This is a genomic window from Stenotrophomonas sp. TWI700 (assembly GCF_039673645.1).
GTDB lineage: Bacteria > Pseudomonadota > Gammaproteobacteria > Xanthomonadales > Xanthomonadaceae > Stenotrophomonas > Stenotrophomonas maltophilia_AA.
Map to the genome: position 1 here is coordinate 1 of NZ_JBDJMB010000019.1, position 24,962 is coordinate 24,962.

General features: G+C 66.4%; 20 protein-coding genes and 1 riboswitch. Of the genes, 12 read left to right on the top strand and 8 right to left on the bottom strand.

All coding sequences use genetic code 11. The features are described from left to right. Window positions 1–183: 183 nt before the first annotated feature. Window positions 184–402 (bottom strand): glutaredoxin family protein, encoded by a 219-nt coding sequence (locus ABE473_RS13550; RefSeq protein WP_346489863.1) that lies wholly within the window; start codon window positions 400–402, stop codon window positions 184–186. A gap of 97 nt (window positions 403–499) precedes the next feature. Here ABE473_RS13550 and ABE473_RS13555 point away from each other — a divergent pair, with 97 nt between their 5' ends. Both ABE473_RS13555 and ABE473_RS13560 read left to right on the top strand, forming a co-directional pair. After that, a complete protein-coding gene (locus ABE473_RS13555) occupies window positions 500–1,882 on the top strand; it encodes an L-serine ammonia-lyase (protein ID WP_123730460.1) in 1,383 nt (460 codons plus the stop codon). Between the two features lie 114 nt (window positions 1,883–1,996). After that, the gene (locus tag ABE473_RS13560; RefSeq protein WP_346489826.1) at window positions 1,997–2,998 is read left to right on the top strand and encodes an alpha/beta hydrolase; all 1,002 of its coding nucleotides are present in this window, start codon (window positions 1,997–1,999) and stop codon (window positions 2,996–2,998) included. Window positions 2,999–3,113: 115 nt separating this feature from the next. Here the strand turns inward: ABE473_RS13560 and ABE473_RS13565 are convergent, their stop codons facing one another. Genes ABE473_RS13565 through ABE473_RS13575 form a run of 3 tightly spaced genes read right to left on the bottom strand, consistent with a single transcriptional unit; the run spans window position 3,114 to window position 6,450 of the window. Then, window positions 3,114–4,181: a homoserine dehydrogenase gene (locus ABE473_RS13565; protein WP_346489827.1), complete on the bottom strand. Its 1,068-nt coding sequence runs from the start codon at window positions 4,179–4,181 to the stop codon at window positions 3,114–3,116. Next, window positions 4,178–5,422 (bottom strand): O-succinylhomoserine (thiol)-lyase, encoded by a 1,245-nt coding sequence (locus ABE473_RS13570; RefSeq protein WP_346489828.1) that lies wholly within the window; start codon window positions 5,420–5,422, stop codon window positions 4,178–4,180. The genes ABE473_RS13565 and ABE473_RS13570 overlap by 4 nt, the downstream gene beginning before the upstream one ends. Further along, window positions 5,419–6,450, bottom strand: coding sequence for a homoserine O-succinyltransferase (locus ABE473_RS13575; RefSeq protein WP_346489829.1), 1,032 nt, complete (start codon window positions 6,448–6,450; stop codon window positions 5,419–5,421). Before ABE473_RS13575 ends, ABE473_RS13570 begins: the two co-directional genes overlap by 4 nt. A gap of 77 nt (window positions 6,451–6,527) precedes the next feature. Then, window positions 6,528–6,648, bottom strand: a riboswitch (SAM riboswitch). A gap of 117 nt (window positions 6,649–6,765) precedes the next feature. On the opposite strand from ABE473_RS13575, the gene ABE473_RS13580 reads away from it, so the two are divergent. From ABE473_RS13580 to ABE473_RS13595, 4 genes are all read left to right on the top strand, one after another. Further along, the gene (locus tag ABE473_RS13580; protein WP_346489830.1) at window positions 6,766–7,668 is read left to right on the top strand and encodes a peptidoglycan DD-metalloendopeptidase family protein; all 903 of its coding nucleotides are present in this window, start codon (window positions 6,766–6,768) and stop codon (window positions 7,666–7,668) included. 75 nt (window positions 7,669–7,743) lie between these two features. Continuing rightward, a complete protein-coding gene (locus tag ABE473_RS13585) occupies window positions 7,744–9,348 on the top strand; it encodes a peptide chain release factor 3 (protein WP_346489831.1) in 1,605 nt (534 codons plus the stop codon). A gap of 99 nt (window positions 9,349–9,447) precedes the next feature. Then, the gene (locus ABE473_RS13590; RefSeq protein ID WP_346489864.1) at window positions 9,448–10,089 is read left to right on the top strand and encodes a hemolysin III family protein; all 642 of its coding nucleotides are present in this window, start codon (window positions 9,448–9,450) and stop codon (window positions 10,087–10,089) included. Window positions 10,090–10,571: 482 nt separating this feature from the next. Continuing rightward, window positions 10,572–12,554, top strand: coding sequence for an AsmA family protein (locus ABE473_RS13595; protein ID WP_346489832.1), 1,983 nt, complete (start codon window positions 10,572–10,574; stop codon window positions 12,552–12,554). Window positions 12,555–12,617: 63 nt separating this feature from the next. Here ABE473_RS13595 and ABE473_RS13600 read toward each other — a convergent pair whose 3' ends face one another. Genes ABE473_RS13600 through mtgA form a run of 3 tightly spaced genes read right to left on the bottom strand, consistent with a single transcriptional unit; the run spans window position 12,618 to window position 14,817 of the window. Next, on the bottom strand, window positions 12,618–13,049 hold the full coding sequence (locus tag ABE473_RS13600; RefSeq protein ID WP_346489833.1) for a CBS domain-containing protein: 432 nt from the start codon (window positions 13,047–13,049) through the stop codon (window positions 12,618–12,620). After that, a complete protein-coding gene (locus ABE473_RS13605; protein ID WP_346489834.1) occupies window positions 13,009–14,028 on the bottom strand; it encodes a glycosyltransferase family 2 protein in 1,020 nt (339 codons plus the stop codon). Before ABE473_RS13605 ends, ABE473_RS13600 begins: the two co-directional genes overlap by 41 nt. Before the next feature lie 39 nt (window positions 14,029–14,067). After that, on the bottom strand, window positions 14,068–14,817 hold the full coding sequence (gene mtgA / locus ABE473_RS13610; RefSeq protein WP_346489835.1) for a monofunctional biosynthetic peptidoglycan transglycosylase: 750 nt from the start codon (window positions 14,815–14,817) through the stop codon (window positions 14,068–14,070). A 79-nt stretch (window positions 14,818–14,896) separates the two neighbouring features. Between mtgA and ABE473_RS13615 the strand changes: the two genes are divergently transcribed. From ABE473_RS13615 to ABE473_RS13625, 3 genes are all read left to right on the top strand, one after another. Next, window positions 14,897–15,793 carry an Hsp33 family molecular chaperone HslO gene (locus ABE473_RS13615; RefSeq protein WP_346489836.1) on the top strand — a complete coding sequence of 299 codons (897 nt, stop codon included), beginning with the start codon at window positions 14,897–14,899 and terminating at the stop codon, window positions 15,791–15,793. 152 nt (window positions 15,794–15,945) lie between these two features. Further along, window positions 15,946–16,770, top strand: a complete 825-nt coding sequence (locus ABE473_RS13620; protein WP_346489865.1) for a hypothetical protein — start codon at window positions 15,946–15,948, stop codon at window positions 16,768–16,770. Window positions 16,771–17,286: 516 nt separating this feature from the next. Then, the gene (locus ABE473_RS13625) at window positions 17,287–20,118 is read left to right on the top strand and encodes a TonB-dependent receptor (protein WP_346489837.1); all 2,832 of its coding nucleotides are present in this window, start codon (window positions 17,287–17,289) and stop codon (window positions 20,116–20,118) included. Window positions 20,119–20,247: 129 nt separating this feature from the next. Here ABE473_RS13625 and ABE473_RS13630 read toward each other — a convergent pair whose 3' ends face one another. Beyond that, window positions 20,248–20,850 carry a TetR/AcrR family transcriptional regulator gene (locus ABE473_RS13630; protein ID WP_019185113.1) on the bottom strand — a complete coding sequence of 201 codons (603 nt, stop codon included), beginning with the start codon at window positions 20,848–20,850 and terminating at the stop codon, window positions 20,248–20,250. A 139-nt stretch (window positions 20,851–20,989) separates the two neighbouring features. Between ABE473_RS13630 and ABE473_RS13635 the strand changes: the two genes are divergently transcribed. The 3 genes from ABE473_RS13635 to ABE473_RS13645 all read left to right on the top strand — a co-directional run bounded on the left by ABE473_RS13635 (window position 20,990) and on the right by ABE473_RS13645 (window position 24,925). Continuing rightward, a complete protein-coding gene (locus tag ABE473_RS13635) occupies window positions 20,990–21,910 on the top strand; it encodes an alpha/beta hydrolase (protein WP_346489838.1) in 921 nt (306 codons plus the stop codon). Next, window positions 21,907–24,384: an acyl-CoA dehydrogenase gene (locus ABE473_RS13640; RefSeq protein ID WP_346489839.1), complete on the top strand. Its 2,478-nt coding sequence runs from the start codon at window positions 21,907–21,909 to the stop codon at window positions 24,382–24,384. Before ABE473_RS13635 ends, ABE473_RS13640 begins: the two co-directional genes overlap by 4 nt. A 70-nt stretch (window positions 24,385–24,454) precedes the next feature. Next, complete coding sequence (locus ABE473_RS13645) at window positions 24,455–24,925, top strand: hotdog fold domain-containing protein (protein WP_346489840.1); 471 nt, start codon at window positions 24,455–24,457, stop codon at window positions 24,923–24,925. The last annotated feature ends 37 nt before the right edge of the window (window positions 24,926–24,962 follow it).

Genomic DNA, 24,962 nt, shown 5'->3' on the forward strand with positions numbered 1-24,962 from the left:
GCCGGCTCCTCGCGCGGTGATCGACTCCGGGGAGCCGGCCAGCGGCCGGCACTACCGCATCAGGCAGCGCGAGCCGCATCCGGCACCGCCGAGCCGCATCAGGCACCGCGAGCCGCATCAGGCACCGCCGAGCGGCATCGGGCACCGACGAGCGAGGTCAGGCGCCCGTTGGCACACCCGGTGTCAGCCGATCCAGGCCCGCAATCCCGCCACATCGAACGGCCACTCCAGCTCCCGCCCCTGCGCATCGCGCAACACCGGCACCCGCAGCCCGTAGCGGGCCTCCAGCGTGGCATCGTCATCAATGAACACACTGTCCAGATCGGCCACCCGGGCCTGGGCCAGTACCGCCAGGGCCTGGTCGCACAAGTGGCAGTCATCACGCTGGTACAAGGTAAACACCGGCCCACCCGCCTTGGGAAATGTTGCGCCGCAGCCAGAGCCGGCGGCACGAAGCGCATAGAATAGCGCTCCATCCGATACCCGCAGTTTGGCAATCATGGCTGTCAGCACGTTCGACGTTTTCAAGATCGGCATTGGCCCGAGTTCTTCGCACACCGTGGGACCGATGAAGGCTGCCGAACGTTTCGTGCACCGCTGGCTGCTCGATCCGGGCCACCTGCAGGACGTGGTGCGCATCCGCGCGGATGTCTACGGCTCGCTGGCGCTGACCGGCCGCGGCCATGGCACCGACAAGGCCGTGCTGCTCGGGCTGGAAGGCCAGCGCCCGAACCTGATCGACCCCGACATCATCCCGGAGACCCTCGAGCGCATCCGCAGCAGCAAGCGCATCCGCCTGATGGGGCAGCACGAGATCGCCTTTGATGAGAAGCGCGACCTGGGCCTGAACAAGCGCCAGAAGCTGCCGTACCACACCAACGGCATGCGCTTCACCGCCTATGGCGCCGATGAGCAGGTGATCGCCACGCGCGATTACTACTCCGTCGGCGGCGGCTTCGTGGTCAACCAGGACGATGCGGCCGATGACCGCATCGTGCCCGATGAAACCCCGCTGCCCTACCCCTTCAAGAGCGGCGACGAACTGCTCGCGCAGACCGCGCGCAGCGGGCTGAGCATCGCCCAGATGATGTTCGAGAACGAGAAGTGCTGGCGCACCGAAGACGAGATCCGCGACAGCCTGCGCGAAATCTGGAGCGCCATGCAGGCCTGCGTGGAGCGCGGCATCCGCCAGGAGGGCACCCTGCCCGGCGGCCTGCATGTCTCGCGCCGCGCACCGGCGTTGTACCGCGAACTGTCCTCCAAGCCGGAAGCGGCGATGCGCGATCCGTTGACCACGCTGGACTGGGTCAACCTGTACGCGCTGGCGGTGAACGAAGAAAACGCCGCCGGCGGCCGCGTGGTCACCGCGCCGACCAACGGCGCAGCCGGCGTACTGCCGGCGGTGCTGCACTATTTCGATCGCTTCTGCCCTGGCGCCAACGAACAGCGCGTGTTCGATTTCCTGCTGACCTCGGCGGCGATCGGCATTCTGTACAAGGAAAACGCCTCGATCTCCGGTGCCGAAGTCGGCTGCCAGGGCGAAGTGGGCGTGGCCTGCTCGATGGCGGCCGGCGGCTTGGTCGCCGCACTGGGCGGCAATCCGAGCCAGATCGAGAACGCCGCCGAGATCGGCATGGAACACAACCTCGGCCTGACCTGCGACCCGATCGGTGGCCTGGTCCAGATCCCCTGCATCGAGCGCAATGCGATGGGCGCGGTCAAGGCGATCAACGCCTCGCGCATGGCGATGCGCGGCGATGGCAAGCACAAGGTGTCGCTGGACAAGGTCATCAAGACCATGCGCGACACCGGCCGCGACATGCAGGACAAGTACAAGGAAACCAGCCGCGGCGGGCTGGCGGTCAACGTCATCGAGTGCTGATCGAGCGCCCCGGACGGTAGGGCCGACCTCGGGTCGGCCGCTGTCGTTCGCATCATCGGCCCGTCTGCACGGCCGCTCCGGTACAGTCAGGACTCCCCTGTTCCGGAGACTGCCATGCGCATCCTGGCCGCCGCCCTGCTCGCCTGCCTGCCGCTGACCACCCTCGCCGCCGAGACCTACGGCCCGCGGCTGGAAGGCTTCGATTACCCGTACCCGGTCAAGATCTTCCGCTTCGAGTCACAGCGCCAGCCGCTGGAGATGGCCTACATCGACGTTCCTGCCAGTGGCAAAGGCTTCGCCGGTACGGTCGTGCTGCTGCATGGCAAGAACTTCTGCGCGGCCACCTGGAAGGACACCATCGCGGCACTGAGCGCGGCCAGCTACCGGGTGATCGCGCCGGACCAGGTCGGCTTCTGCAAATCGAGCAAGCCCGAGCGCTACCAGTACTCGTTCGGCCAGCTGGCGGCCAATACCGAAGCACTGCTGGAGCATCTGGGCTATGGCGAGGGCAAGCTGCACATCGTCGGCCATTCAATGGGCGGCATGTTGGCGGCACGCTTCGCGTTGATGTATCCCCAGCGATTGCTCAGCCTGTCGCTGGTCAACCCGATCGGCCTGGAAGACTGGAAGGCCAAGGGCGTGCCGTGGCGCAGCATCGATGCCTGGTATGCGGGCGAGCTGAAGACCAGCTTCGACAGCATCAAAAAGTACCAGCTGGAGGTGTACTACAACGGCCAGTGGAAGCCCGAGTACGACCAGTGGGTGCGCATGCAGTCGCGCATGTACGACGGTCCCGGCAGACAGGCGGTGGCGTGGAGCCAGGCGCTGACCTCGGACATGGTGTTCAACCAGCCGGTCGTTTATGAGTTGCCGACGCTGACCGTGCCGACCACGTTGTTCATCGGCCAGACCGACCGCACCGCGATAGGCCGTGATCTGGCGCCGCCGGCGCTGAAAGCGACGCTGGGCAATTACCCGGCGCTGGGCAAGGCGGCCGCCGCGGCGATTCCGGGCGCCACCCTGGTGACCTTCGAAGACCTCGGCCACTCGCCGCAGGTGCAGGATCCGGCACGGTTCAATGCGGCATTGCTGAAGGCGCTCTCACAACGCGACTGAGCCGACACCCCGGTAGTGCCACGCCCGGCGTGGCAGCGGCCGTCCTCAGCGTTCTCCGCCGACGCAGCCAGCCCACCCTGGCGCTACCGTGTGCCTGGGTGGGATCGCGTGGCAATCAGCGCCGCACGATCGCCAGCACATCGTCCAGCAGCGCGGCGGCGGTGACCTCCGCCCCGGCGCCCGGCCCCTGGATCAGCAGCGGCTGGGCGTGATACCGGTCGCTGTGGATCGCCACCCGGTTGTCGGTCTGCGCGCCGCCGGCCAGCGGATGGTCTCGCGGCAGTACACGCAGCCCGACGGAGGCCCCGTCGTGATCGAAACCACCGACGAAACGTAGACACCCTGCTTGTTCCTGCGCCTGCTGCCAGTAAGCCTGCAGCGGTGCGTCCAGCAGCGAAAGCCGGCCCAGCGCATCCGCCGGTGACAGCGTGGCGAGCGCCTCCGGTACCAGCGAGGCGACCTGTACCTGCTCGGCGCGCAGCGCGATGCCGCTGGCCCGCGCCAGGATCAGCAGTTTGCGACGCACGTCCTCGCCGGAGAGATCCACGCGCGGATCCGGCTCGGTGTAGCCGGCCTCGGCGGCCTCGCGCACCCACGCCGAAAACGGGCGCTGGCCATCGAAGTGATGGAACAACCAGGCCAGCGAACCGGACAGTACGCCCTCCACGCGATGGATGCGGTCGCCACCGGCGACCAGCGCGCGCAGGCTGCTCAGCAGCGGCAGGCCTGCACCCACCGTTGCACTGTCGCCGTAATGCGCAGCACCCTGCTGTCCGCTGTCGGCGATGGCTTGGGCACGGGCCAGCTGCGCGCCCTGGCCGAGCTTGTTGGCGGTCACCACGTGCACGCCACGCGCCAGCCACTGTTCATGCCAGTTGGCGACCTCGTCACTGGCCGTCGCATCGACCACCACATCGCCGCGCTGCAGGCCTTCGGCTTCCGCCCAGGGCTGCAGCGCCACCGCGCCGCGCGCCACCAGGTTGGCCTGTGCAAGCTCGTGCGCGGGGGTCTGTTCGCAGGCCCGCGCCGTACGCGAATTGGCCAGCCACGAGAACGACGGCAGGGTGATGCCGCGGTCCTGCAGCGAGGCATAGCGCTGGACGAAGGCGGTGCCGACCGTCCCGGTGCCGAGCAGCGCCAGCTTTCGATGGGCGGCCAATGGCAGGGTGAGGACCGCGCTCATGCATCCACCTGTTTGCGCCGCTGCACGTCACGATGCTGATCGATCACCACCTGCGCGCGCTCCAGCCCGCCCTGCAGATCGGCCACCAGATCTTCCGGCGACTCGATGCCGACCGAGAGGCGCAGCAGCCCTTCGCTGATCCCGGCATGCGCGCGCGCTTCCGGGGTCATCGCAGCGTGGGTCATGGTCGCCGGATGCGCGACCAGGCTCTCGACGCCGCCCAGCGACTCGGCCAGGGTGAAGCAGCGCAGGCCATCCACGAAAGCGCGCACCGCCGCATGCGGATCATCGCCCGGGCACGAGGCCAGTTCGAACGAGAGCATCGCGCCGAAACCGCTCTGCTGGCGGGCCGCGATGGCATGGCCGGGATGATCGGCCAGGCCGGGGTAGTACACGCTGGCGACCGCATCGCTGGCGGCCAGCAGCTCGACCACGGCCGCCGTGTTTTCCTGGTGCGCACGCAGGCGCGCACCGAGCGTACGCAGACCGCGCAACGTCAGGAACGCATCGAACGGCGAACCGGTCAGGCCGAGCGCGTTGGCCCACCACACCAGCTGTTCGTGCACGGCCGGATCGCGCGCGATCACCGCCCCGCCGACCACATCGCTGTGACCGTTGATGTACTTGGTGGTGGAGTGCAGCACCAGATCGGCTCCGAAGCTGATCGGCTGCTGCAGCGCCGGCGACAGGAACGTGTTGTCGACCACCACTTTGGCCCCGGCCTTGTGCGCGGCATCGATGACGAAGCGCAGGTCGGTGATGCGCAGCAGCGGGTTGGACGGGGTTTCGATCAGCACCAGGGTCGGCGACTGCGCCAGCGCGTCGGCCAGCGAACGCGGATCGGTCAGGTCGGCGGTGATCAGGCCGAAGTGGCCCTTCTTCGCCAGCGCGTTGAACAGCCGCCAGCTGCCGCCGTATGCATCGTGCGGCACCACCAGCGTATCGCCGGGCTGCAGCAGTGCATTGAGCACCAGGTTGATCGCGCCCATGCCGGTCGAGGTGATCACCCCGCCCGCGCCGCCTTCGAGTTCGGCCAGCGCTTCACCGAGCAGGTCCCGGGTCGGGTTGCCGCTGCGCGTGTAGTCGTACTGGCGCTTGTTGCCGAAGCCATCGAAGCTGAAGTTCGAGGACAGCACGATCGGCGGGGTCACCGCGCCGTGGGCGGTGTCACGGTCGATGCCGGCACGCACGGCGGCGGTGACGCGGCTACAGGACGGCTCGGTACCAGCGGAACGGCTCATGCGGTTTCTCCGGGGGATCGAAAAGCGGTGGCGAGGATCGCGTCGATGCGATCGGTTTCTTTCAGGAAGGCGTCGTGGCCGTACGGCGAGCGCAGCACGCGCAGGCTGCCGCGCGGGCCCAGCCCCTCGACCAGGCCGACGCAGTCGGCCAGCGGCACCAGGCGATCGCCTTCCACGGCGACCACGACGGTCGGCACCAGGATGGCGGCCGGGTCGATGCGATGCAGGTCGATCGATTCGGACAGGCGCAGGTAGGCATCGACCGGGGTACGGGCGACGTACTGCGCACCGGCGGCATCCAGATAATCTTCAGCGGCGACGCGCACGCGGCCATTGACCACTTCCGGCGCGGCGTCGAAGCGCTCGCCGAACTCTTCCGGCGTGCGGTAGCTGAGCATGGCGAACTGGCGCGCCAGCGACAGCCCGTGGCTCTCGGCGCACTGAAGCTGGCCAAGCGCGACCGCACGGCGCTGCAGCGCACGCCAGGCCGCGGCATACGGATGCGGACGATGCGCGCCGCTCACCGCGATCAGCTTCTGCAGGCGCTGGCGGTGACGGATCGCGAACTGCTGGCCGACCAGCGCGCCGTAGGAGTAGCCGACGAAGCACTGCAGGCGCGCGATGCCTAGATGATCCAGCAGCAGGGCCAGCGCATCGGCCTGGTCGGCGGTATCGATCGGCAGGTCGAGCGCACCATCGGCACCGATGAAATCGAACGCCAGGATGCGCAGCGAGGCCGGATCCAGCGCGCTGCCCGCGGCGACCAGGCCCTCGGCCCAGCCCTTTTCGGGGAATTCGGCATTGGCCGCCACATGGCGATGCGCGGAGATGCCGCCGGCCAGCACCACCACCGGCGCCTCGGCGCGACCGACGCATTCGTAGCGCAGGCGCACCGGCCGCGGCCCGCCATGACGCATCGACAGCACCGCCGCGATATCGCCGCGCACGGCGTTCAGCCCGGCGTCGACGGGGACGCTGAGCGGTGCGAAAGAGTCGGTGGCGACAGGGGCGGCGGTGGCGAAGCTCATGGCGGTATCCAAAGTAGGAGTCGGCCATCGAGCTTTCGCGGAGCTCGCGTTCGAAGCGCACGCACGGTGCACGGTTCGAACCATCTTTCGGAAGACACCAACGGTCTCCGCAGGATTTGGCACCTACGCAGGTCGCTTTCGCGTCTGCGGGCTGCCCCGGCTTCAAAGGGCCTGTCCCTCTGCCGGTCTCGATGGTGGAGCCACGATGCCAGTGCTTCCGGGCCATGTCAATCCCTTCATCGGCATGAAGCGATATATATTCCAGATGATCATCAGTCACGCATACTCGGGGCACCTCCCCAATCGGCCAGAGCCTTGCGCTGCCTACGTCTGCCCACCCTGATCCTCGTCCTGGCCCCGGTGCTGAACGCCGGCGCCGTGCCGGCCAGTGACTGGCGCAACGGCTGGCGGATCGACCGCCCGGCGACCGCCAGCCCTGCCCGCCCCGCCCCGGTGGCGGCAGGGCCCGGCCTCGCCGTGCTGACCCTGGAAGGTACCGGCGAGCGCTGGCAGGCGCGGGTCGACAACCGCCTGGCCGGTCCGGTCCAGGTCTCGGTGCGGCCTGCCGCAAGCACCCCGGCGATGCCGGGTCTGCCCCTGCAGACAGTGATCGCCGGCGCGGCCAGCGTGGTGGTCACCCGCCTGCAGCCCCCCGCCGGTGCGACCGCGATCCGGCTGGACATGACCGCCGTCCCGGGCGATCCGGCGGCGCGCCCACGCGATGTGGCCTATCTGCTCCCCTTCGATGCCGCCCGCATCCAGGTCAGCCAGGCGCCGCAAGGGCAGTACAGCCACACCGATCCGGAGAACCGCGACGCCATCGACTTCGCGCTGCCCGAAGGCAGCCCCGTGCTCGCGGCGCGGGCCGGCACCGTCATGCAGGTCCAGGCCGGGTATCAGGGCAATGGACAGGACCGCGACCACGATCTGGGCCGGGCCAACCTGGTGCGGGTGCTGCATGAGGACGGCAGCATGGCCGTGTACGCCCATCTGCAGCACAACGGCGTGCTGGTGCGCCCGGGCGAGCAGGTCCAGGCGGGGCAACGCATCGGGCTGTCGGGCAATACCGGCTACAGCGCGGCCCCGCATCTGCACTTCGCGGTCCAGGTCAATGCGGGCATGCGACTGCGCTCGATCCCGGCCCGCATCGTCAGCCCGCAGGGCGAGCTGCGCTTCGCCCGGACCACGGACGAGGCCGGCGCATCCGCCCTGCCCTGACCCCGGCCATGCCCGCCCCCGCTATACTGAGCGGCTTATCTCCATGAAAAGCGCCCCGGGCGGGCGCGTCACGCCATGTCCGAAGTCGCTACCGAAGCTGCGCGCCGCCGCACCTTCGCCATCATTTCCCATCCTGACGCCGGCAAGACCACGCTGACCGAAAAGCTGCTGCTGTTCGGCGGTGCGATCCAGATGGCCGGTTCGGTCAAGGGTCGCAAGGCCGCGCGCCATGCCACCTCCGACTGGATGGCGCTGGAAAAGGAACGCGGGATCTCGGTCACCTCCTCGGTGATGCAGTTCCCGTACGAAGGCAAGATCGTCAACCTGCTCGACACCCCCGGCCACGCCGACTTCGGCGAGGACACCTACCGCGTGCTCACCGCAGTGGACTCGGCGCTGATGGTGATCGACGTGGCCAAGGGCGTGGAAGAGCGCACCATCAAGCTGATGGAAGTGTGCCGCCTGCGCGACACCCCGATCATGACCTTCATCAACAAGCTCGATCGCGAGGGCAAGGAGCCCATCGACCTGCTGGATGAAGTGGAAAGCGTGCTCGGCATCCAGTGCGCGCCCGTCACCTGGCCGATCGGCATGGGCCAGCGCCTGAAGGGCGTGGTGCATCTGATCAGCGGTGAGGTGCACCTGTACGAGCAGGGCCGCAACTTCACCCGCCAGGATTCGACCATCTTCCCGTCGATCGATTCGCCGGGGTTGGCCGAGAAGATCGGCGAGCGCATGCTGGCCGATCTGCGTGACGAGCTGGAGCTGGTGCAGGGCGCCAGCCATCCGTTCGACGTGGAGGCCTACCTGGCCGGCAAGCAGACCCCGGTGTTCTTCGGCTCGGGCGTGAACAACTTCGGCGTGCAGCCGCTGCTGGACTTCTTCGTCGAGCATGCGCCGTCGCCGCAGCCGCGCGCGACCACCGGCCGCGTCATCGCGCCGCAGGAAAACAAGCTGACCGGCTTCGTGTTCAAGATCCAGGCGAACATGGACCCGCAGCACCGCGACCGCGTGGCGTTCATGCGGGTGTGTTCGGGCCATTTCGTGGCCGGCATGAAGACCTTCCATGTGCGCACCGGCAAGGAAATGAAGCTGGCCAATGCGCTGACCTTCATGGCCAGCGATCGCGAGATCGCCGCCGAAGCGTGGCCGGGCGATGTGATCGGCATCCACAACCACGGCACGATCTCCATCGGTGACACCTTCACCGAGGGCGAAGCCGTCAGCTTCACCGGCATCCCGAACTTCGCGCCGGAACTGTTCCGCCGCGCACGCCTGCGCGATCCGCTCAAGCTCAAGCAGCTGCAGAAGGGCCTGGCACAGCTGTCCGAAGAAGGCGCGACGCAGTTCTTCCGCCCGTTGATGAGCAACGACCTGATCCTGGGCGCCGTGGGTGTGCTGCAGTTCGACGTGGCCGCCTACCGCCTGAAGGACGAGTACGGCGTGGAAGCGACCTTCGAGCCGGTCAGCGTGACCACGGCACGCTGGGTGACCTGCAGCAACGAGAAGAAGCTGGAGGAGTTCCGCGAGAAGAACGCGGGCAACCTCAGCATCGATGCCGCCGGCCAGCTGGTGTACCTGGCACCGACGCGGGTCAATCTGCAGCTGGCGCAGGAACGCGCGCCGGACGTGCGCTTCGCGGCCACGCGCGAAGCCGCGCACAGCGTGTCGGTCAGCTGATCCTTCGCCGATCTGTCGGCTGAACGGCCGCGCGTGCATGCGCGGCCCATCTTGGCGATGATAGGGGGGAGCGGGCTCCCCCTCCCCGCACATCCGATCATCGCCATGACCTCTGTCGTTTCCGTTCGAGAAGAAATCGCCAGCGCCTTGACCCACGGGCTTGGCGCCGTCGCTGCCCTGGCTGGCAGCGCTGTGTTGATCACGTTGGCCGCCATCTATGGCGACGGCTGGCAGTTGGCCAGCGCGATCGTTTTCGGGGTGGCGCTGCTGCTGTTGTATACCGCCTCGACGCTCTATCACGCGATCCAGCATCCGGTCGCGAAGGGCCGGCTGAAGGTGTTCGATCACTGTGCGATCTATCTGTTGATCGCCGGTACGTATACGCCGTTCACGCTGATCGGGCTGCGCGGGGGGCCGTGGGGCTGGGGGATGTTCACGGCGATCTGGGCGCTGGCGTTGTTCGGGGTGGTGTTCAAGTTGTTCTATACGGGCCGTTTCAAGCTGTTGTCGACGATCATCTATATCGCGATGGGCTGGATGGTGATGGTGGCGATCAAGCCGATGTGGCATTCGCTGGACGGGTGGACGCTGGGCTGGCTGTTGGCCGGCGGGGTGTTCTATACGTTGGGGACGGTGTTTTATCACCGGGAGTCGGTGCCGTATTCGCATGCGATCTGGCATCTGTTCGTGATCGGCGGGAGTGTGTGCCACTTCGTTGCGGTGACTGCGCAGATTCTTTGAGTGCTGTTTTCTTGCCGGTAAGGCAGCGGCGACGGCAACGGCAGCGGCAGCAACAGCAGCAGCAAGAGCGGCTCGGGCTTCAGGGATGCGCCAGGCTGGGTCGGCACGGGTGGGTTGGCGGGACACGCCGTGAATCCCGCTCCGCGGCCCGGCCCAGCCGCTGGCGGCTGGGCGTTCAGTCGCATGCGAGGCAGTGCCTCGCAAGCAATGCGCCTTCACCCCTGGAGACTCATGTCGCGCCATCCATGGCGCTCATGGTCCCGCCAACCCACCCGCACCGCCCCGCTCACGGTTGGCGGGTGGCCTGGGAAGATCAAGATCTTTGGCTGGATCGGGTGCCGAGTCTGGCCGCGTATGGGGACCGCGCAGCACCTCCCGAAGGCGTCGACGCAGGCGACGCCGATGGTCGATACGCTCCACCCTGACACTACGCTTACCAATGCTTCGCGTTGTCTGCACGATGCAAGGACAACCATGGGGATGTGAATACTGTCCCGTCCCCTGCTCCGTCCGATGCTCCTTCCCGTTCCCGCTGGCGCTGGCGTCGTCCCGGCAAGCGGGGGCAGCGGTGGTTGGCCATTCTGGTGTTCCTGTTTGCGGCGTTGTTGATCCTGATCGCGCTGTGGGATTGGAATTGGTTCAAGGGGCCGGTGGAGCGCGCGGTGCAGGCCAAGACCGGGCGTGAGTTCCATATCGCCGGGGATCTGGATGTGGATCTCGGTCGGGTCACGACGGTGCGCGGTGATGGGCTGACGTTTGCCAATGCGACGTGGGCCAAGCAGCCGCAGATGGCGACGGCGGATCGGGCGGAGATCGATCTGCGGGTGTGGCCGCTGCTGCGCGGGCAGGTGCGGATTCCGGAAATCCGGCTGACGCGGCCGGACCTGCTGCTGGAGACGGCGCCGGACAAGAATCAGCCGGGCAACTGGGATTTCCTGGGGCCAAGTGATGGCGATCCGCCGGTACTGCAGCGGTTGCTGATCGAGGATGGCCGCCTGCAGTTCCAGGATGCGGCAGGCAGGACGGATGTGCTGGTCTCGCTCAACAGTGGCAAGCCGCGCGATCGTGAGAGTGGTCCGCCGCTGTTCGTCAAGGGCAAAGGGCGCTGGCAGGGCAATGCGTTCTCGCTGGATGGCAATACCGAGTCACCGCTGGAGCTGACCAATACCGGGCATCCGTTCCGCATCCATCTGGATGGGCGCGCCGGGAATACGCATGCGATCGCGAGCGGCACGCTGACCAATCCGTTCCAGCTGCGGGTGTTCGATCTGGAGCTGATGCTCAGCGGCCAGGACATGGAGGATCTGTTCCCGCTGATCGGGATCGCGATTCCGTCGACGCCGCCGTACCGGCTGAAGGGGCGGTTGAAACGCGACAACGCGATCTGGCGCTACGAGAATTTCACCGGCACGGCCGGCGACAGCGATCTGGGCGGTACCGCGCAGATCGACGTGAGCGGCGAACGGCCGTTCCTGAAGGCGGATCTGGTGTCCAAGCGGTTGGACTTCGACGATCTGGCCGGCTTCATCGGCGCGCCACCGAAGACCGGCGCCGGGGAATCGGCCAATGCCGAACAGAAGGCGAAGGCCGCCGCGCTGGCCGCGCGTGCCAAGGTGCTGCCGGATACGCCGTACAACCTGTCCAAGCTGCGCGCGATGGATGCCGATGTGCGCTGGAAGGCGCAGCGGATCAATTCGCCGACGCTGCCGCTGGATGACATGGATGCCCACCTCAAGCTCGACGATGGCCTGCTGCGCCTGGAACCGCTGAACTTCGGCGTCGCCGGTGGGGACATCCGCAGCACGATCCGGATGGATGCGCGCAAACAGGCGATCTCCACGCAGCTGCAGGCGACCATCCGCAAGGTGCAGCTGGGCAAGCTGTTCCCGGATGCGAAGCTGGCCGAGCAGGCATCGGGCGGCATCAGTGGGGATGTCAAATTGACGGGCCAGGGCAACTCGATCGCCGCGATGCTGGGCAGTTCCGATGGCACGGTGGCGGTCGGTATCGGCCGCGGGCACGTCGGCAATCTGATCATGGAACTGGCCGGCCTGGATGTCGCCGAATCGGTGAAGTTCCTGTTTACCGGCGACAAGCAGATCCCGCTGCGCTGCGCGTGGGGCGACTTCGGCGTGGACAACGGGGTGATGCAATCGCGGTCGCTCGCCTTCGATACCACCGACACCCTGATCCTCGGCCAGGGCACGGTGGATCTGAAACAGGAACAGCTGGACCTGCTGCTGCGCCCGCGCCCGAAGGACATGAGCATCCTGGCACTGCGCTCGCCGCTGCGCATCGGCGGCACCTTCAAGGATCCTTCGTTCCGCCCGGACTTCAAGGCCTTGGGCATCCGCGGGGCGATCGCCCTGGCGCTGGGCAGCATCGCGCCGCCCGCGGCGCTGCTGGCCACGATCGAAACCGGCCCGGGTGAGGACAGCAACTGCGGCGGTCGCTACGCCAAGTAAGCGCGTGGACGCGCGGGCAGGTACCGACGCAGAGTCGGCCTGCCCTGCCGCACGGATGCCTGCTCAGCCAGCGACGATGTACTGCTGCAGCTGATCCAGTTTCTGCGCCTGTTCGTCGATCACCGACTTGACCAGATCGCCGATCGAGATCACGCCGAGCACGCCCGTGGTGTCGACTACCGGCAGGTGGCGGATACGGTAATCGGTGACCAGTTGCAGGCAGTGTTCGACCTGCTCGCCAGGGGCGACGGTCACTACCTTGGGCGTCATGATCTCGCGCACTTCGGTTGTCCGCGAGGAGCGCTCGTGCAGCACGATCTTCCGCGCGTAATCGCGCTCGGAAAGGATGCCGACCAGCTGCCGGCCCTCCATCACCAGCACCGCGCCGATGCCTTTTTCGGCCATCAGCCGGATCGCGTCGATCACCGCCGATGTCGGGGCGACGGCGAATACCTCAGGGGACTTGCCTTCCAACAGCTGTCGTACCGTGGTCATCTCGCAGCTCTCCACCGATGGGATGCACGGCCGAGTCTGCCACGAACGGTGGTTGCCAGGTGTCAATCAGGTACAGCGGGCGCTGCTTGGATTCCTCATACAGCCGACCCAGGTATTCGCCGATCAGGCCCAGCGCGATCAGCTGGATGCCGCCCAGGAACAGGATCACCGCCATCATCGTCGGCCAGCCGGCGACGCGGTCGCCGTACAGGGCCGCCTTCAACACGACCACCAGCGCGAAGAGGAACGCGAACGTCGCTGCCGCCAGGCCCAGGTAGGTGGTCACGCGCAGCGGCGCGGTCGAGAATCCGGTGATGCCTTCCAGCGCGAAGTTCCACAACCGCCAGAAACCAAACTTGCTCTCGCCGACCAGCCGCGCATGGCGATGGTAGGGCAAGGCCTTGCGGCGGAAGCCAACCCAGCCGAACAGTCCTTTCATGAACCGGTGACGCTCACGCAGCTGGCCCAGCGCCTGCAGCGCGCGCGGCGAGAGCAGCCGGAAATCGCCGGTATCGGCCGGGATCGGGGTCTTGGACAGGCGCCCGATCACCCGGTAGAAGGCCTTGGCCGTCGACCGCTTGAGCCAGCTTTCGCCATCGCGCACCAGGCGCGTGCCATACACGTTGTCGTAGCCCTGCTGCCACAACGCGACGAATTCGGGAATCAGCTCGGGCGGATCCTGGCCGTCGGCATCGAGGATCATCACCGCGCCCCCGTCGACCAGATCCAGCCCGGCGGTGAGCGCGGCCTCCTTGCCGAAGTTGCGCGACAGCCGCAGAACGCCGACGCAGGCATCGGTCTCGGCCAGGCCCTGCATCACCGCCCAGGTGGTATCGGTGCTGCCGTCATCCACATACAGCACGCGGCCGTCGATGCCCTCCAGCCCATCGAGCACCGCGCGCAGCCGCGGGTGCAGCATCGGCAGGGCCAGTGCTTCGTTGTGGGCGGCGACGACGACGGTCAGGCGAGGGCTGTTCATGCCGCGATTGTAGCGTCAGGCAATCACGTACATGAATGCTCAGTCCCGGTCGAGATAGGCATCCCCGCCCAGCTGCCGCGCCTGCCGCTGGATCCATGCCGCGCGGCGCTGCACGTACGGCCCCGGCTTGGCCGCGCTGTAACGCCGGGGCGATGGCAGCACCGCCGCCAGCCGCGCGCTTTCAGCCGGGCTCAACCGGGACGCGTCCTTGTTCCAGTACTGCCGCGACGCGGCCTGCGCGCCATAGATGCCATCGCCGAACTCGGCGATGTTGGCGTACATCTCCAGGATGCGGGACTTGGGCCACAGCGCTTCGATCAACACCGTGTACCAGACCTCCAGTCCCTTGCGGACCCAGCTGCGGCCCTGCCACAGGAACAGGTTCTTGGCGACCTGCTGGCTGATCGTGCTGGCGCCGCGCAGGCGACCGCCGCGCGCATTGTGGTCGCGCGCCTTCTCGATCGCCTGCAGGTCGAAGCCGTTGTGTTCCGGGAAGCGCTGGTCCTCGGCGGCCACCAGCGAAATGGGCAGGCTCGGCGCCATCTGCTCCAGGTCGCGCCACTGGTAGTGCAGGCGGTAGCTCCAGTCGCTCTGCCCCAGCGCCTCGCCGTAGCGCCACAGCATCACGCTGGAGACGGGCGGATCGATGACGCGCAGGGCCAGTACCTGCAGCACGCTGAACCCCACGAACAGGACCGGCAGCCACAGCAGGCGCTTCCAGTGCCAGCGGCGTGGACGTGATGGTTCCAGGTCCGGTTCGACCTTGAGGTTGCTGCGCTCTGCCCCCATTACTGGTGCATCCTTTACTTGCACGGTGGTCGGCGCATTATCCGGCAACCGGCACTCCTTTCGCGCAGCCACCGAACCGATGACCGCCCAATCCGACTCCCTTGTCCGTTTCCTGCTTCCCGATGCCGGCGTCCGCGGCGTGCACGTGCACCTCGATGACACCTGGCGGGAAATCCTCTCCCATGCGGTCTATCCGCCGGGCGCCGCTGAACTGCTCGGTGAGGCGAGCGTCGCCTCTGCGCTGTTCACCGGGCATACCAAGGTCGATGGCCGCCTGTCGATCCAGCTGCGCAGCAACACCGCCATGCGCACCCTGTTCGCCGAGTGCACCGCGGCCGGCACCCTGCGCGGCATCGTGCAGCTGGCCGACGGCGGCGGCGACGCGCCGCGCGACCTCACCGCCCTGGGCGAGGATGCGCTGCTGGCGATCACCATCGAGAATCCCGGCCTGGATCCGCGCGAACCGCAGCGTTACCAGAGCCTGGTCGGCCTGACCGCGGCCGGCCTGGACGAAGCCTTCGAGGATTATTTCCGCCAGTCCGAACAGCTGCCGACCCGCTTGCTGCTGGCCGCCGACGGCACCCGCGCCGCGGGCCTGCTGCTGCAGAAGCTGCCCGGCGATGAAGGCGACCAGGATGGCTGGTCGCGGGCCAGCGCCCTGTTCGAGACCCTGGGCAAGCAGGAATTGCTGGAGGTGCCGGGCCACGATCTGCTGCACCGCCTGTTCCATGAAGAGACGCCGGAACTGCTGGGCGACAAGGCCCTGCGCTTTGCCTGCTCGTGCTCGCGCGAGCGGGTGGAAGGCATGCTGCAGTCCATCGGCGAGGAAGAGGCCCGTGCCGCCGCCGAGCCCAGCGGCGCGGTCGAGGTGCGCTGCGAATTCTGCGGGCAGGAGTATCACTTTCCGTTGACGGAATTCGACATACTGTTCCGCGGAATGGATGCTTCCTCGCCGGCACCTGAACGGCTTCAGTAATCTCGGCGCGAGTTTTGTTCTGGGGAGAACGAAGACTTGTTAAGAAATCATAAACGCCCTAGGATCAATGTCCCGCTTCGGCGGGAACTTGTGTTCACTGCGCTTGTCTGAGAGTTCCCATGCATTCCCTTCTGCGTCTACCGCTGGCCCTGATGATCGCCCTAGGCGCGATCCCGGGCGCGCATGCGCAGGCCAAGGGCAAGCAGGACGGCACTGTGTTGCCGATCTGGAACAAGGGCAGCGGCAAGGTCGAGGCCCTGCTGTACCTGGAACCGACCGGCGAGCAGGCGGTCGGGGCCCGCTGGCATTTCGGGCGCAGCTCGCTGGATGCGGCCTTCGGGCTGTCGTCGGGTGACTCGCTGGGCCTGCTCTGCAACAGCAGCCGCGGCACCAGCATCAGCGGATTGGCCAGCCATTGCATGCTGGCCACGCTCGGCGATGAAGACGACAACACGCTCAGCCGCCGGGTCAGCGGCACTGCCGCGTTCAACCGCCCCGGCGGTCGCGTCGGCCTCACCGCCGGCAGTGGCCGTGACACCCTGCCGGCCTGGCTGGCGGGTCCGAACAAATCGCCGTCGCTGCGCGCCGAACAGAACGATCTGACCGTGTTCGGGCAGAAGAACATCGGTCGCGAGGGCTTCGTGTCGATCGGCGGCACCTATGCGAGGGCGCGTCTGGTCCCGATCGCGGACGCCTCCCCGGCGATCGTCGACCGCTGGGACAGCAAGAGCCTCACCATCGGTGCCGGCTATGGCAACTTCAGCGGCAACATCATCGGCCGCGTGGTGGATGTCCCCGGCCAGCCCGGCAGGTGGGAAGGCCTGGGCGTCGGCCTGACCTGGCGCACGCCCTGGAGCGGCCAGCTCACTGTCGGCGCCGAGAACGTGGTCACCCGTGGCAAGAATCCGTTCGCCCCGCGCAACGAGAGCACCGACGAAGGCACCGTGCCCTACGTCCGCTACGAGCAGGACCTGTAAGCCAGGCGTCCCTGCGCCGCTCCGCGATGCCCGACCGCGCAGAAGGCGGGCCCGTTTCCCTGATCCACGCCGCTCGCCGTAGCGGCGTTTCTGTGTGCGCCCCTCGCCACCGATTGCATGCACCGGCGTACGGGTGCCTAGCATAAGGCGCGCCCGAACACTCACTGGTAGGACAATCGCAACAGGTCTAAGGCCGCCGCTGCCGCGCAGTGGGTGCGAACCCTGACCCGCATTCAGGTAAAAAAGATACAAATCGACATAAAAAATGTGCCAAAAGTCATCGCCTCTTAGCCTTGGCCAATGGCCCCCCGCAGCAGGTAACGCCCTGAAAGCCTTACCGCACAGGGACTTTGCCGAATTTCACCTGAATCACATGAAGTATTAACCGGTCTTTAATTTCTCCGAATACGTGGTTACTATCGAGTCAGCTTCGCGACTTGGAAACGCCTTTCGTTTCCGCGCTGAAGCCCATCCCAGAACCCGTAGCACCCAAGTCCATTTGGAGAGAGAGAGCCAATGAATTGCAGGACAAACAAGCTGCGCGACGCCATTGCGTTTGCGCTGGTGGTGACCGCTGGTAGCACCGGTGCAGCCTATGCACAGGAAACCCAGACCCTCGACAAGATCGAAGTCACCGGTTCGCGCATCAAGCGCGCCGACGTGGAGACCTCGCAGCCGGTCTTCACCATGAGCCGCGAGCAGATCCAGGCCCAGGGCCAGACCTCGATCGGCGACATCATCCAGAACATCAGCACCAGCGGTTCAAGCCTCAACAGCACCTACAACAACGGTGGTAACGGCGAAACCCGCGTGAACCTGCGCAACCTGGGTTCCAGCCGTACCCTGGTGCTGGTCAACGGTCGTCGTTGGGTCGGTGGTACTGGCCTGGGCGGTGCGGTTGACCTCAACACCATCCCGACCGCCGCTGTAGAGCGCATTGAAGTCCTGAAGGACGGCGCCTCGACCATCTACGGTTCGGACGCCATCGCCGGCGTGGTCAACATCATCCTTCGCCAGAACTTCGACGGTGCGGAAGCCAACGCCTACTACGGTCAGTACGACAAGGGCGACGGTTCGCGCGAATCCTACGATTTCACCATCGGTTCCGCTGGTGAGCGCTGGCACGCCACCCTGGGCGTCGGCTACGTGAAGGAAGAGGCTGTCTGGGCGGGCGATCGTGCGATCTCCGCGGTTCCGGCTTTCGGCTCTGCGCCCTTCACCGGCAACAGCAGCACCACCCCGGACGGACGCTTCGCCTTCACCGGCCCGACCGGCCAGTTCGATGATGACGGCAACCCGATCCTCGGGCCCACGCGCGTCAACGGCAGCAATGGCTACTTCGTCACCAACAACGGTGGCACCACCACGCGCAACTACACCACGGCGGACAGCTTCAACCACGCGCCGGGCAACCTGCTGATCACCCCGCAGGAACGCACCTCCGTGTTCGCCGACGCCGGCCTGAGCATCACCGACAACGTCCGCTTCAAGACCACGGTGACCTACAACGAGCGTGAGTCCGAGCAGATCCTGGCGGCCATGCCGATCGTGCTGGGTGCCGCATCTCCGGGCACCAATGGCGGCAACATCGTCATCGACGCCGACAACTTCTACAACAACACCGGCCGCGACATCAATTACATCCAGTACCGTGCAAACGAGACTGGCGGCCGCATTTACAAGCAGAACGTCAAGACCTACGGTTTCAACGGCGCGTTCGAAGGCGACTTCGAAGTGAACAGCCGCTTCTGGAACTGGGAAGCCGGCATGTTCTACGGCAAGAACGACCAGAGCGACGTCACCACCGGGTTCTTCAACATCTCCGCGCTGCGTAACGCCTTGGGCCCGTCGGTCGTTGTTGATGGCGTTGCACGCTGCGGTACTGCAGGCAACGTGATCGACGGCTGCGTGCCGATGAACATGCTGAGCGGCGCCGGCTCGCTGACCCAGGACATGATCGACTATGCCGGTTTCACCGCGCATGACGTCTACGGTTACGAGCAGAAGACCTACTACGGCAGCATCGGCGGTGAACTGTTCGACCTGCCGGGCGGCGCGTTCGCCTTCTCGCTGGGTGCCGAACACCGTGAAGAATCCGGCTTTGACGGCCCGGACGCACTGATCAACTCCGGCGACACCACCGGCAACGCCCGTACGGCGACCGCAGGTGGCTACAAGCTGGACGAAGCGTACCTGGAACTGGCGATTCCGCTGCTGTCCGGCGTCACCGGCGCGCAGCTGCTGGACTTCAGCGTGGCAACCCGCTTCTCCGACTACAGCAACTTCGGCAACACCACGAACAGCAAGTTCGGTTTCCGCTGGAAGCCGATCAATGACCTGATGATTCGTGGTAACTGGTCGCAGGGCTTCCGTGCACCGTCGATCAGTGAACTGTTCTCGGGCGTGAGCGACACCTTCGAAGACGTGGCCGATCCGTGCGCCGGCTTCATCGGTGATGATCCCAACACCCCGCCCGCCAGCTGCGCCGGCGTGCCGGGCTACACCCAGTCCAACTCGCAGATCCGCACCACGGTTGGCGGCAACCCGGACCTCGGCCCGGAAACCTCGACCTCCAAGACCCTGGGCTTCGTCTACAGCCCGAGCTTCGCGACGGGCCTGGACATCTCGGTTGATTGGTGGAACATCAAGATCGAAGACGCCATCTACGCCCAGACCGCCCAGCAGACGCTGGATGCCTGCTACCTGAAGGGCGTGTCGTCGATGTGCGACGTCATCACCCGCGACGGCACCGGCCAGATCTCCGGCCTGCTGGCAGTCCCGTACAACGTGGGCACGATGGAAGTGGAAGGCTGGGACGTGACCCTGGGCTATCGCCTGCCGGACACCGCTTTCGGTAGCTTCTCCTTCATCCTGGACAGCACCTACACCTCGAGCTACACCATCGAGGATGCGGTGACCGAAGGTTACAACCGCGTCGGCAACTACCTGGACCGCGACAACTATTGGCGTGTGCGTTCCAACCTGCTGATCAACTGGCAGCTGGGTGACTTCGGTGCAAATGCTTCGGCCCGTTACTACTCGAGCCAGAACGAAGACTGCACCGGCGCGACGTTCGCCAATCCGGCCAACGTTGCAGCACTCTGCTCGGATGCCGATCATATCGGCCGCGGCGGTGAACCCGATCCGCAGCGCAAGATCGCCAGCGTCACCTACACCGACCTGAGCGCCTACTGGCAGTCGCCGTGGAACGCCCGTATCACCGTCGGTGTCAACAACGCCTTCGACCGCGATCCGCCGCTGGCGTACACCACCTTCGCCAACTCGTTCGACCCGCAGTACGAAATCCCGGGCCGCTTCTTCTACATGCGCTACAACCAGAAGTTCTGATCGTAGCCACGTAGCAGCCTGAGACAGAACCACGGCCCTTCGGGGCCGTGGTTTTTTATTGCCTGCCGTTCCGGCGCGCACAAAAAAGGCCGCGTCTCCGCGGCCTTCTGCATATGCACGACGAACCGATCAACCGAGCGGAATCAGCGTCTCGATCACATGCTCCACGTAGGCTTCGAAATCCTCGCGCGCCTGCTTGGGCTGCTGCAGCTGCAGCGACAACTGCAGGAAACCCACATAGGCCGCGTAGGCCAATCGTGCACGGTGCTGCGCATCGGTGCGGCTCAGGCCGGCCTGCCGGAACGAGGCGACCAGATACTCCAGGCGCCGGTGCGAAACACGGTCGATGACCGGGCGCACCATCGGGTGATCGAGCGCCTTGAGCAGCTCGCTGTAGATGATGTGCGGCTGCACTTCATGCGCGACCACCTGGAACAGCTGGCGCAGGCGCACGCGCGGATCGGTGACATCGGCCAGGCTGCCGAAGACCTGCTCCTGCTCGAACAGTTCCCAACGCTCCAGCGCGGCCTGCAGCAATGCGTCGCGCGAGGGGAAGTGCCAGTAGAAGCTGCCCTTGGTGACACCAAGACGTCGCGCCAGCGGCTCCACCGCGACCGCGCCCACGCCTTGTTCGGCAATCAGATCCAGTGCGGCCTGGGCCCAGTCTTCGGCACTGAGGCGGCTGTTGCGGCCGGCACGTGGCTCGCCGGCGGAAGCTTCGGGTTCATTCATAGGTGGATTTAACCATACGCCGGGGTTGGTTGCAGTATGTGAATCGGTGAAAGTCCGCTTCACGCCTGCTGGCACAAGGGATGAGACCACCATACTCCGAAGTATTGACATCGCACAGGGCAGGTCCATACTAGCGAGTATGGTCACTCCTTCTTCTACCCTGCCCCGCTTTGACGATGAGCGACTGACCGGCGCGCATGACGCCGTGCTCGCCGCCACCCGTTCGGGCCCGGGGCGCCGCGGCACCGTCCTGTTCGCCCACGGCTTCGGCCAGACCCGGCATGCCTGGAACGCCACCGCGAACGCGCTGGTCGAGGCCGGCTACCAGACCCTGGCCTACGACGCGCGCGGCCACGGCGATTCCGACTGGAACCCGGCCGACCTTGCCTACCACGGCGAACAGTTCGCCGATGACCTGATCGTGCTGGCGGGCGAACAGGCGCAGCCGCCGATCCTGATCGCCGCGTCGATGGGCGGCCTGTTCGGCCTGCTCGCCGAGTCGCGCTGGCCGGGCCTGTTCTCGGCGATGGTGCTGGTGGACATCACCCCACGCTGGGATACCGCCGGTGTCGAAAAGATCCTGATGTTCATGACCGCGCACCCGGAGGGTTTCGCGTCGCTGTCGCAGGCCGCCGACGTGATCTCTTCCTACATGCCGCACCGCCCGCGCAAGTCCGACGACGCCCTGCGTGCCCTGCTGCGCGAGGACGGTCACGGCCGCTGGCGCTGGCATTGGGACCCGCGCCTGGTCGCCGAGCTGGCGCGTGACAGCGAACAGCACCAGGACGCGCTTGCCGAGGCGGCGCGCCAGGTGAAATGCCCCCTGCTGCTGGTCAGCGGTGGTCGCAGCACCCTGGTCACCCCGCAGACGGTGGCCGAGTTCCTCGCGTTGGTGCCACATGCACGCCACGTGCAGCTGCCGGAGGCCACCCACATGGTCGCCGGTGACGACAACAACGCCTTTACCGCTACTGTGTTGGACTATCTGGACGTGTTGCCCTCGGCCTCCGCCGTCGCATCGTCCGTCACTACCGAGCACGTCACCGGAGCACGCTCATGAGCATTGTCGTTCCCTTCCTCGCGATCCTGCTGGCAGGCGCGTTCGTCGCCTACCACCGGATGCGCCTGATCACCTGGACGATCATCAGCCTGGTGCTGCTGGCCGCCTGCTGGTTCATTCCCTACGTCAACCAGACCGCCACGATCGTGGCCGCGGCCATCGTCGCCGTCATCGCCGTGCCGCTGCTGCTGCCCTTCATCCGCAAGCCGCTGCTGACCGCGCCGATGATGAAGGTGTTCCGCAAGGTGCTGCCGCCGCTGTCGCAGACCGAACGCATCGCGCTGGAAACCGGCTCGGTCGGTTTCGAAGGCGAGCTGTTCACCGGTGATCCGGACTGGAACATCCTGCTCAACTATCCCAAGCCGCAGCTCACCGCCGAGGAACAGGCCTTCCTGGATGGCCCGGTCGAAGAGCTGTGCAGGATGGTCAACGACTGGGAAATCACCCACGTCTACGCCGACCTGCCGCCGGAACTGTGGAGCTTCATCAAGAAGAACAAGTTCTTCGGCATGATCATTCCGAAGGAATACGGCGGCCTGGGCTTCAGCGCGCTGGCCCACCACAAGGTGATCCAGAAGCTGGCTTCGGTGTCGAGCGTGGTCAGCTCCACCGTCGGCGTGCCGAACTCGCTGGGCCCGGGTGAACTGCTCAATCATTACGGCACCCAGGAACAGAAGGACCAGTACCTGCCGCGCCTGGCCGATGGCCGTGAAGTGCCCTGCTTCGGCCTGACCGGTCCGTTCGCCGGCTCGGATGCGACCTCGATTCCCGATTACGGCATCGTCTGCAAGGGCGAGTGGAACGGCGAGCAGGTGCTCGGCGTCAAGCTCACCTTCGACAAGCGCTACATCACCCTGGCCCCGGTGGCCACGCTGATCGGCCTGGCCTTCCGCATGTACGACCCGGATGGCCTGATCGGCAGCACCCGCGACATCGGCATCACCCTGGCGCTGCTGCCGCGTGATACCGCCGGCGTGGAAATCGGCCGTCGCCACTTCCCGCTCAACTCGACCTTCCAGAACGGCCCGATCCGCGGCAAGGATGTCTTCATCCCGCTGACCCAGCTGATCGGCGGCGCCGAGAAGGCCGGCAAGGGCTGGAACATGCTCAACGAGTGCCTGGCCGTCGGCCGCTCGATTACCCTGCCCTCCACCGCCAGTGGCGGTGCCAAGGCCGGTGCCGTGGTGACCGGTGCCTATGCGCGCATCCGCAAGCAGTTCGGCCTGTCGGTCGGCCGCTTTGAGGGCGTGGAAGAAGCGCTGGCCCGCATCGGTGGCAAGGCCTACGCGATCAGCGCGCTGTGCCAGGCCACGGCCGCTGCGGTGGACCGCGGCGACGTGCCGTCGGTGCCGTCGGCGATCGCCAAGTACCACTGCACCACCATGAGCCGTGAAGTGATCTCGGACGTGATGGATGTGATCGGCGGCAAGGGCATCATCCTGGGGCCGCGCAACTTCGCCGGCCGCAGCTGGCAGGCCGCGCCGATCGCGATCACGGTCGAAGGCGCCAACATCATGACCCGCAGCCTGCTGATCTTCGGCCAGGGTGCGATCCTCTGCCACCCGTGGGTGCTGAAGGAAATGAAGGCCGCGCAGGACCCGGACACCCGTGCCGCCCTGCAGGAATTCGACCACAGCCTGTTCGGGCATATCCGCTACGGCATTTCCAACGCCGTGCGTTCGTTCTGGTTCGGCCTGACCGGCGCGCGTTTCGGTGCCGCCCCGGGCGATGCCTACACCCGCCGCTACTTCCGCAAGCTGGACCGCTACTCGGCCAACCTGGCACTGATGGCCGACATCTCGATGATGACGCTGGGCGGCAAGCTGAAGTTCAAGGAATCGCTGTCCGGCCGCCTGGGCGATGTGCTGAGCCACATCTACATGACCAGCGCGATGCTCAAGCGTTACCACGACGAAGGCGCACCGACCGCCGACCAGCCGCTGCTGGCCTGGGCCTTCCATGAAAGCGTGCACAAGATCGAAGAGTCGCTGTCGGCCGCGCTGCGCAACTTCCCGGTGCGTCCGATCGGCTGGCTGATGTGGGCGCTGATCTTCCCGTTCGGCCGCCGTGCCGAAGCCCCGGGTGACCGCCTGGGCCACCGCGTCGCCGCGCTGCTGATGGCGCCCAACGAAGCCCGTGACCGTCTGGCCAGTGGCGTGTTCCTGACCCCGTGCGAGAACAACCCGGGCGGCCGCATCAACAGCTACCTGTCCAAGGCGATCATGGCCGAGCCGGTGGAGCGCAAGTTCATCAAGGCGCTCAAGACCAAGGGCATCGAGGCCCTGGACTTCGTCACCCAGCTGGACGAGGCCGTGGCCGAAGGCGTGATCACCCAGGACGAGCGCACCCTGCTCGAAGAGCTGCGTACGCTGACCCTGGAAACGATCACCGTGGACGACTTCGATCCGGAAGAGCTGCGCTCGGCGGGCTACTACAAGCGCGCCCAGCAGGACGCGCAGTCCGAAGCCGCCTGATCCCGATCCCGGCAATCATGTGAACGAAAACGGCGGACTTCGGTCCGCCGTTTTTACAGGGAGATCCTGCATGTCCGCTCCACTGTTGAATCTCTACCGGCGCATGCAGCGCTGGCCCGCCGGCCCCTGGCTGTTCTCGCGCGCGGTGTGTTTCAAGGCACCCTACTTCGCCAGCATCGCCCCGCGCATCACCGTGCTTGAACCGGGCCGTTGCGAAGGGCGGATCGCGCACCGGCGCAGGGTCACCAACCACATCGGCACCGTGCACGCGATCGCGCTGTGCAACCTGGCCGAACTCACTGCCGGGCTGATGGTGGATGCGTCATTGCCCAAGGGCATGCGCTGGATCCCGAAGGGGATGGAGGTGCAGTACCTGGCCAAGGCGACCGGTACCCAGCATGCCGTGGCGACACCGGAGCAGCCGATCGTGGCGGCCGAGGCCGGTTACGCGCTGCCGGTGAAGGTGCAGGTCCGCGATGACGCCGGCACGGCGGTGTTCGAGGCGCGGATCGCGATGTGGGTGTCGCCGGTCAAACGCTGAGTGTTGGCGCGCAGCCACCCATGGGGTGGCTCTACAT

Coding starts and splice junctions, on each gene's coding strand:
- ABE473_RS13630 (WP_019185113.1), bottom strand. CDS start 20,850: ATGAATGAACCCGAAGCTTCCGCCGGCGAGCCACGTGCCGGCCGCAAC.
- ABE473_RS13620 (WP_346489865.1), top strand. CDS start 15,946: ATGATCGCCCTAGGCGCGATCCCGGGCGCGCATGCGCAGGCCAAGGGC.
- ABE473_RS13640 (WP_346489839.1), top strand. CDS start 21,907: ATGAGCATTGTCGTTCCCTTCCTCGCGATCCTGCTGGCAGGCGCGTTC.
- ABE473_RS13585 (WP_346489831.1), top strand. CDS start 7,744: ATGTCCGAAGTCGCTACCGAAGCTGCGCGCCGCCGCACCTTCGCCATC.
- ABE473_RS13560 (WP_346489826.1), top strand. CDS start 1,997: ATGCGCATCCTGGCCGCCGCCCTGCTCGCCTGCCTGCCGCTGACCACC.
- ABE473_RS13555 (WP_123730460.1), top strand. CDS start 500: ATGGCTGTCAGCACGTTCGACGTTTTCAAGATCGGCATTGGCCCGAGT.
- ABE473_RS13565 (WP_346489827.1), bottom strand. CDS start 4,181: ATGAGCGCGGTCCTCACCCTGCCATTGGCCGCCCATCGAAAGCTGGCG.
- ABE473_RS13635 (WP_346489838.1), top strand. CDS start 20,990: ATGGTCACTCCTTCTTCTACCCTGCCCCGCTTTGACGATGAGCGACTG.
- ABE473_RS13645 (WP_346489840.1), top strand. CDS start 24,455: ATGTCCGCTCCACTGTTGAATCTCTACCGGCGCATGCAGCGCTGGCCC.
- mtgA (WP_346489835.1), bottom strand. CDS start 14,817: ATGGGGGCAGAGCGCAGCAACCTCAAGGTCGAACCGGACCTGGAACCA.
- ABE473_RS13600 (WP_346489833.1), bottom strand. CDS start 13,049: ATGACCACGGTACGACAGCTGTTGGAAGGCAAGTCCCCTGAGGTATTC.
- ABE473_RS13615 (WP_346489836.1), top strand. CDS start 14,897: ATGACCGCCCAATCCGACTCCCTTGTCCGTTTCCTGCTTCCCGATGCC.
- ABE473_RS13570 (WP_346489828.1), bottom strand. CDS start 5,422: ATGAGCCGTTCCGCTGGTACCGAGCCGTCCTGTAGCCGCGTCACCGCC.
- ABE473_RS13605 (WP_346489834.1), bottom strand. CDS start 14,028: ATGAACAGCCCTCGCCTGACCGTCGTCGTCGCCGCCCACAACGAAGCA.
- ABE473_RS13625 (WP_346489837.1), top strand. CDS start 17,287: ATGAATTGCAGGACAAACAAGCTGCGCGACGCCATTGCGTTTGCGCTG.
- ABE473_RS13575 (WP_346489829.1), bottom strand. CDS start 6,450: ATGAGCTTCGCCACCGCCGCCCCTGTCGCCACCGACTCTTTCGCACCG.